Below are 7,901 nucleotides of genomic sequence, written 5' to 3' on the forward strand. Positions count from 1 at the left end.
ACCTTAAATAATTTTCTTTTCACGCTTCATTGCATTAAGGTTTTGATTATGTCTGTTTTCTAAGAAATCAGCATACTTCTTATTCCAACTCTTTAATGCTTTCATATAAAGAGTCACTGTAACTGAAGCTAATACAATAACAGCTGGCCAAAACCACTGAGAGACAATTCCTTCAGAATAGGCAACACCAATTGGTGAGAACAAAATATACATTCCAACTACCAAGCTTAGTAGAATAACAGTTACAGGAACGGCATATTTCCATGGAACCATGTCAACTTTTGGATTTGGCTTGAACTGATATGGCTTTTCAAGCGGTCGTATTTTCCCAACTACCATCATAATTCCGACTTCGATTACAAAAAGAATAGCTGAAATATGAATAAAGTTCATTGTAATCGTAATATCGAACAATTGACCTAATCCCCATACAAGCATGTAGTAGGTAACCACATGAAAAATAATGGCAATTTTTGCCCCAAGAGCTGGAATGCGTTTAGACATAATCCCGACTAACACAATAGCAATAATTGGGATGTTAAAAAAACCTGTAAAGCGTCGGATTAAATCCCAAAGTCCATCTGGCGCATTCATCAACATTGGCGCAATAAAAAATGAAATAAGTGCTAGTATACTACCAAAATATTTGCTTATCGTAATCAACTGTCGATCAGTAGCATGTTTGTTAAACCCAGCTTTATAAATATCTAAGGCAAACATCGTTGAAGCACTATTTAATAATGAATTAAAACTAGAGAATACGGCCCCCAATAAAACCGCAAGGAATACGCCTGACATAAATGTCGGAAGCAAATTCGCTACAATTGTTGGATAAGCTAAATCAACTGGATTCATGTCACCACCATATAAGTGGAAGGCAATTACACCAGGAATCATCATTAAGAATGGAACCGTTAACTTGTAGAAACCAGAGTAAATAACACCCTTTTGTCCTTCAGCGAGATTTTTGGCACCTAATGTTCGTTGAATAACGTATTGGTTCGTCCCCCAGTAGAACATATTCATCAAGATCATCCCTGTAAAGATCGTGCCAAACGGAACTGAATCCGTACTTGATCCGATCGCATTCAATTTATCAGAATGCACCAATGTTATCGTCTTCATTCCTTCCATCACACTTCCATTACCAAGGGCAATAAACCCAAGTATTGGAACAATCAGACCAATAACGATCAGCCCGATTCCATTGAGAGTATCTGATATAGCAACCGCTTTCAGACCACCGAATATCGCATAAATTGCACCAATAATCCCAACTACCCAAATGACTAGCCACACCGACTGCTCCATAGATATACTTAGCAGAGTTGGTACATCAAAAAGTCTTAATATTGCCAGAGCTCCTGAATAGAGGACAGAAGGGATCGTAACAAAAACATAACCTAACATAAACAAAATGACGGTGTAACGTCTAACACCTTCATCAAAACGAGTACTCAAAAATTCAGGAAGAGTTGTAAATGCACCTCCAAGGTATCTAGGAAGTAAAATCAAAGCACAAATGACAATCGCTAATGCTGCTGTTACTTCCCAGGCCATATTGGATAAATTGGCTCGATACGCCTGACCATTCAACCCTATTAACTGCTCAGCTGAGAGATTTGTTAATAATAACGAACCCGCTATAAATCCCCCTGTTAACCCACGTCCCGCTAAAAAATATCCATCTGAATCATTGACGGAATTTTTAGATTTTTGGTAAGATATCCATCCCACTAATGCCATAAAGAAAACACATGATAATAATGTAAATAACATATTGATTTCCCTCCATGATAAACGTTCTATGTATGATATTTCACTGCAATATTCTCTCCAATAATCCCTGCATGAGCTCCCTGAGACATGAAGCGCTCATTTTCTGGATGAGACAATAACCACTTATTCTTCATAAATAATAATTGGTCATGACCTTTTTCCTCTTTCATAAGAGGCGTATTTGTTCCTGACGGTAAAATAACTGCACACTTAAAGCCGTTATCTGAAACTTTACAAGGTGCAAGATGTAACGTTGTTTGATAGATTTCAATCGCCGTACCCTTTGGAACAAAAAATACCTCTAGACTATCAACTGAATAGGTACCTTCCTTTATATCATTCACATGGCCTAACAGTAGGACTAAGTCTGTATAAGCTACATTGATTTCACTACCTTTGTGGAACTCTAGCCCATTTAAATTGGAGTTCTTTCCGTTACAATAGCCTAGTTGGATATCCATACAGCCAAAATACGTTTTTTCAATTAGAGACTTTACTTCTCCCTGCTCCCACGATTCAATTGACGACACGTAAATGTTCCCTTCTTGAGGTATATCCGTCTCATCCATAAACTTCTCTAACTCATTAACTGGAAAACCTTTCAGAACTTTTCCGTATTTTAAGAATGATGTATCAAATATATCTGTTAAATTAAGAGACGTATTAAGCGCTTTCAACTCTTCTAGCATTATGACCACCCCTTACAAAAAGTTATTATCTTTAAATCAAACATCATTACCTTTTAGATCATTATATAGATTCATATTCTTCTTTTCAAGTCTTTTTTATAAATATGTTAAGCGTTTTCACCCTGTCATATTTGAGCTCCTTTCTCACAAATAAAAGGTTATTATATTATAACTAAACATCACTACCTTTTTTCATTATATAAGAAGTCTGTCTATCTTTTCAAGGTTTATTTATACTTTTTAAAAAATCAAGACGGCTTCCGAAAAACCATTCACTCTCACTGTAGTTAAAAAAAAATGACTAAAAGCATACGCTTCTAGTCATTTTAATCAGATACAGCTCTATATAACTCAACAAACTTAATAAAAAATCCAAATAGAAGAAACAGTTTAGAATGCGTCTTATTTTTAATTAACTTAATACATACTAATAAATGATTGGTTCAAAAATGAAACGTTTAGTTCTTTACTACTGAGCCTTCACTTCATTAAGAGCTTCAATTAACGTCTGAATTAGGATAGTTAATTCTTCCTCTTCAATACACAAAGGTGGAGCTAACGTTAGTACATTATTATAACCCGCAACAGTCGCACCATTTTTTCCAATAATAACTCCCTTTTGTTTACATGATGCTATTACTTGATTTACGACACTTACATCAATTGGTTCCTTCGTTTCTTTATTATCTACAAGCTCAATACCAATGAGTAAACCTTTTCCACGAACATCCCCAACATAAGGGTGATTTTGTAAATGGTTCATTAAATCATTTTTCAAAATCTCTCCCAATTGTTTAGAGCGTTCGAACAAATTTTCGTTTTCCATTATTTCGAGGTTTTTTAATGCTAATGCGCACGCTGCTGGATTTCCCCCGAATGTATTAACATGCCTAAGATAATCATATTGCTCTGACCCTTTAAAAGCATCATAGATTTCTTTTCTTACAGCCGTTGCTGATAACGGTAAATATCCGCTAGTTATCCCTTTAGCCATTGTTATGATATCTGGCTTCACTCCATAGTTCATAAATCCAAAAGCTTCCCCCGTTCGGCCAAAGCCGCAAATGACTTCATCTACAATCAACAATGCGCCGTGCTTTTTACATACTTCCTTCACTGCAGACAGATAGCCATCAGGCGGCATGAGGACGCCTCCTCCTGTAATGATTGGTTCCATTATAACCCCGGCTATAGTATCGCTTAACTCCCACGTCATGACTCGATCAATCTCTCGAACTGACTCTAATTCCGAAGGGGCACAATCGAGCCGATCAACAGAGCGGTATAAATCTGGAGGTGTGACATGGATGAAACCAGTTGCTAACGGTTCGTACTTGTATTTTCTTTCTGCCTGGCCAGTTGCAGCAAGTGCCCCCATTGTATTACCGTGATACCCACGATATCTTGAGATGAATTTATTACGGTGAGAATCACCTTTTTGTTGGTGATATTGTCGAACGATTTTAAACGCAGTTTCATTTGCCTCTGAACCACTGTTAGAAAAGAAAATGACATACTCATCACCAAGCATTTCATTTAATTTTTCTCCAAGTTTAATAGCTGGTAAATGACTTTGTGTCAGCGGAAAATATGCTAATTCGTTTAATTGCTCATACGCTGCTTTAGCTAATTCCGTACGTCCATATCCTACATTCACACACCATAAGCCTGACATTGCATCTAAATACTTATTTCCTTCATTATCTGTTACCCAAACTCCCTCTGCTTTGGTCACCACCATTGTTGCATCTGGATTATAAGGTTTCATAGAATGCCAAATATATTTCTCATCTTTTGTAAGAGCTTCGTTGCTCTGGTTTGTTCTTACCAATTGCCGCTCCTCCTCTCAAGCTTCAAAACCATAATATTACACTTGTAGTCAAAAGATACCTACTTGGACTTTCTTCTAGAAATCATATCTAGAGGTAATCATCTTCTTTCTGGTGAAAAAGTTTACTCCATCCTTTCCATTTACATGGAGGTCACCATAGAATGAATCCTTCCAGCCTGAAAACGGGAAGAATGCCATAGTTGCTGGTACACCGACATTAACACCAAGCATTCCTGCATCAGCTTCTTCACGAAATTGGCGGATTGCTTTTGCATCCTTCGTATAAATGGTTGCTCCATTGCCGTACCTTGATTTTCTAATGTATTCTAATCCTTGGTCTAAATCCACTGCGCGAAGCAAGCTTAATACAGGGGCAAAGATTTCATCTTTTGCTATAGTCATATCTGGGGTTACATGATCAAAGATTGTTGGACCTAAGAAATTTCCTTCTTTCATTTCAGTCATTTCTTTTCGCCCATCACGAATGAGAGAAGCTCCCTCTTCCACACCTTTGACAATATAGTCCAACACTTTTGCACGGTGTGAATCACGAATAATCGGGGTTAGAAGTACTTCATCGTCTAATCCATTTCCAATCAATAATTCATCAGCTCTAGCCTTTAATTCGTTAACAAATCGTTCGCCATCTCCGATAACAACTACCGCACTACACGCCATACAACGTTGACCTGCACTCCCATAAGCTGATGCAACAATATGCTCAACAGCTTTTTCTACATCCGCATCCGGCATAACAATATGGTGATTCTTTGCACCAGCAAGCGCTTGAACGCGTTTCCCATTAGCTGCTGCCCGTTCATACACATACTTTGCCACTGGCTGTGAGCCAACAAACGAAATCGCTTTGATATCCTCATGATCAATCAACCCATTTACAACATCATGAGCCCCATGAACAACGTTTAAAACACCGCGCGGGGCACCTGCTTGTGTGAATAACTCCGCAAGCTTATTGGCAAGCATCGGTGTTCTTTCCGAAGGCTTTAGTACAAACGTATTTCCACATGCAATCGCAAGCGGAAACATCCATAACGGAACCATCATCGGAAAGTTAAATGGAGTAATTCCCCCGATTACACCTAATGGATAGCGAAACATTTCCGAATCGATCTCTTCAGCAATTCCAGATAACGTCTCCCCCATCATTAATGTTGGAGCTCCACTGGCAAATTCAACACACTCTATTCCTCGTTGTACTTCACCATACGCCTCCTTAAATGCTTTTCCATTCTCTTGAACAATTAATTTTGCCAGCTCCACGTGATGATCAGATAGCAATGTATGATATTTAAACAGGATTCTTGCTCGTTTCGGTACGGGAGTGTTTTTCCATGTAACAAAAGCTTCCTGTGCAGCCTTTACAGCCTGATCAACATCTGCCCTTCCTGATACAGGCACTGTAGCAACAATTTCTCCGGTTGCAGGATTCGGCACATCTAAAGTATTCTTCCCCCGTGATTCTACCCATTCTCCATTAATAAAATTGTTCAAGGCATTTGTTTGTTTTTTTATTCCTTCCATTTATTCTCCTCCTATACTTTATATTTTCTATGTTCTTCCATTATCCCTTATTCCTTAAGCGTATTCATTAGACACTATGTCAAATAGCTTAGTGAAAATACTCCACATTATGAATAGTAGGTATTTCTTAGATTACAATAATCACTAAAAGGGCTGACCCCGGCCTTAGTAGTTTAGAGAAGTTGAACTCTATTAACCAATAATGGATCAGACCCTTTTGCTGTTATATTTCTTTAACTGACACTTGGACAAGATCTTCTGTTGTATTTAAATAATCATAAGCAAGAAGCATAAATTCGATTGCCAATCTCTTTTCCGAACTCATAAAGTCACTTCCGAGAAGGGTTTCCAGCTTTTCAATTCGGTGATACATCGTCTGCCTTACGACAAAAAGTTTTTTTGCCGTTTCCTGCTTCGAACCATTGCATGCTAAATACATTTTCAACGTTTCTACCAATTTGCCGTTATATTTTTGATCGTATGCTATCACTGGCTGTAAATACTCCATCACGATCTCTTGAAGATCGGTATGCTTATTAATTAAAGACATAATCCTGTATAGGTGTAAATCTTCATAAAAGTAACTTTTCCCCTCTTGTGTCAGGGTATCTTGCAGCAATAATGTTTCTTTCGCAGTCTTATAGCTAATATGTATATCACTTAATTTCGTTACATATTTGCCAACACCAAATGAAATAAAGGAGACTTTTAATTTCTGAGAATAATCAAGTTTTTCAAAACGCGTAAATGCTTCAGATAATCTCGTCTTCCATGTTTTAACTGTACGTTTATTACCAAGTATGAAAATAATTTGATTCCTTATTTTACTTGAAAACACATAGAAACCTTGTTGCTCGAAAATAGAACGAATGAGAAGAATAAAATATGTCCCATCTAAAGTAGATGATTGATCCGTAAAATGTAATTTACAAGTACAAACAACCCCTCCATTTAACTTAAGTCCTGGTTCTACATCTGCTAGATACTCTCTAATATTTACACTACTGTGATGACCATCAAGCCAGTCTGTCATCCATTCTACTTCTTCCATTCTTCTTTTTTCTTCTACATATAAAACACGTAAAAGATGCTGAGCAAGTGCTGTTGTTGTCCGATCAAGAATTAACAAATCAAACTCGCTTAACTCCCTATTCGTTGATATAATCACCAATTCAGCAAATTGATTTCCTGAAATTTGAACTGGTTGGCGAGCAATCGAATGTATGGGACTGTGCTCGTCTGTCTTTATTTTATCTAGTACCAAACGTCTTTCATTAGCTGGTACCTCTGGGATAAAAACAATTTCTTCATCAAACAATGCGACTACTTGTACATCCAAAAACGTTTGGAAAAATAGTAATATTTCTTCTTGATGATTGATTTCAAGTAATTGTTTATTTAGTCTTTGTGAATAATTTTCTAAATCGGTGATCATTTGGTACTGCTGATTAATAAGGACTGAATGGATATCTTGAGTAATTTGAACAAATGCTACCTCTTGATGAAAGAGAATGATAGGAAACTGATGAATATTTGCAACATCGATAATTTCTTGAGGAATAATTGAGGTGTGCGAACTGACTTCAATACATAACCCTGATGCATGACTTTCAATTAACTGATTAAGAAATGAGATAAATAATGTTTGATTTTCTTTCCAACCGAGTCCAGTTGTCAAAATCAATTCATGACCATTTAACAGCTTTTTAATATTAATGACTTCGACTACATGAACCCATTTTACATTCCTATTTAGTCCAGCAGCACCTGCAATGACTTCTGCACTCTCAAAGTGTCTCCGCTTTAATATTTCACTAATGGTTATATAAGATTTCATTTACTCACTTCCCCTATCTACATTAATGAAAAGGATAAGATATATCTATTACTATATGTAAATTCTTCCTACAATACGCTTTTTCCTTTTAACAAGAAAGAAAAAGCAGAGGTATCAAATAAAAAAAAGAAAATGTCAACACAAATAAGTAATATGGTACCTGTAGTTAGGACACTTGAAAAAGAGTGTTTTATCTACAGGTATTTTTTTATATACTTGAATT

General features: G+C 36.7%; 5 protein-coding genes. All 5 read right to left on the bottom strand.

Annotated elements, in window-relative coordinates; all coding sequences use genetic code 11:
* Positions 1-3: 3 nt before the first annotated feature.
* Positions 4-1,779 carry a solute:sodium symporter family transporter gene (locus SLH51_RS17760; protein WP_335962768.1) on the bottom strand — a complete coding sequence of 592 codons (1,776 nt, stop codon included), beginning with the start codon at positions 1,777-1,779 and terminating at the stop codon, positions 4-6.
* Between the two features lie 26 nt (positions 1,780-1,805).
* Positions 1,806-2,468 carry a DUF4867 family protein gene (locus SLH51_RS17765; RefSeq protein ID WP_335962769.1) on the bottom strand — a complete coding sequence of 221 codons (663 nt, stop codon included), beginning with the start codon at positions 2,466-2,468 and terminating at the stop codon, positions 1,806-1,808.
* Positions 2,469-2,937: 469 nt separating this feature from the next.
* A complete protein-coding gene (locus SLH51_RS17770) occupies positions 2,938-4,299 on the bottom strand; it encodes an aspartate aminotransferase family protein (protein ID WP_335962770.1) in 1,362 nt (453 codons plus the stop codon).
* Positions 4,300-4,374: 75 nt separating this feature from the next.
* Positions 4,375-5,841, bottom strand: coding sequence for a CoA-acylating methylmalonate-semialdehyde dehydrogenase (locus SLH51_RS17775; protein ID WP_335962771.1), 1,467 nt, complete (start codon positions 5,839-5,841; stop codon positions 4,375-4,377).
* Positions 5,842-6,064: 223 nt separating this feature from the next.
* The gene (locus tag SLH51_RS17780) at positions 6,065-7,678 is read right to left on the bottom strand and encodes a PucR family transcriptional regulator (protein ID WP_335962772.1); all 1,614 of its coding nucleotides are present in this window, start codon (positions 7,676-7,678) and stop codon (positions 6,065-6,067) included.
* Between the last annotated feature and the right edge of the window lie 223 nt (positions 7,679-7,901).

Origin of the sequence: Halalkalibacter kiskunsagensis, assembly GCF_037027555.1 — a bacterium.
GTDB lineage: Bacteria > Bacillota > Bacilli > Bacillales > Bacillaceae_D > Halalkalibacter > Halalkalibacter kiskunsagensis.